Source organism: Oleiphilus sp. HI0128 (assembly GCF_001635365.1).
Genome location: NZ_LWGG01000230.1, coordinates 1 through 939, shown reverse-complemented (window position 1 = coordinate 939; position 939 = coordinate 1). Strand labels below are relative to the sequence as shown.

The 939-nt window shown below is 46.5% G+C and carries 1 protein-coding gene; it reads left to right on the top strand.

Annotated elements, in window-relative coordinates:
* The coding region (locus A3763_RS03100) for a magnesium transporter (RefSeq protein ID WP_068759874.1) at window positions 1–939 on the top strand (939 nt) is incomplete at both ends.

Sequence of the window (939 nt, the reverse complement as noted above, 5' to 3'; positions counted from 1 at the left end):
ATGAAGTAATCGAAAGCGGCTCTATCCGGCAAATTGAAAGGGTTGTGAACAAGGGGCTAAACGCAAGTGATATTGCACACCTAATTGAATCCTCTCCACCGCGAGAGCGAGCACTAATATGGCGCTTGCTGAATGACGATTTAAAAGGTGAAGTCCTACAAGATCTCTCTGAAGACATACAGGCGCACTTCCTCAGCAAGTTAAATGCTCAGGAAGTCGTAAACTTCACAGAAGACCTCGATACAGATGATCTCGCCGACATACTTCAGCAGCTACCTGACAATGTATCAGCTGAAGTCCTTGAGTCAATGGACACGCAAGACCGTGCCCGTGTCGAGGAAGTCCTCTCATATCACGAGGACACTGCCGGCGGCTTAATGAATACAGATACCGTCACCATCCGCCCCGGTATCACTATTGACGTTGTGTTGCGTTACTTAAGAAGACACCGTTCCTTACCAGAAATGACTGACAAATTGTTGGTTGTTAGTCGTAAAGATGAGCTAGTCGGAACTCTGCCACTTAATAAATTACTTGTCTCTAATCCCACTGCCACGGTTCGGGAAGTAATGGAAACTGACACCATTACCATAGATGTCAATCTGACCGATAGCGAAGTAGCTAATCTATTTGAAAGAAGAGATCTCGTCTCTGCGCCGGTTATTAACAAGGAAGGCATCCTTCTGGGCAGAATTACAATCGATGACGTGGTTGATGTCATCAGAGAAGATGCTGACCATTCGCTAATGAGCATGGCAGGTCTTGATGAAGAAGAAGATACATTCGCCCCCGTTAAGCAAACAAGCAAGCGCAGAGCTATATGGCTTGGCATCAACTTGATTACTGCCTTCATCGCATCAACAGTGATTGGCGTATTCAAAGAAACCATCGAGCAAGTCGTAGCGCTCGCCGTATTGATGCCTATCGTCGCCAGCATGG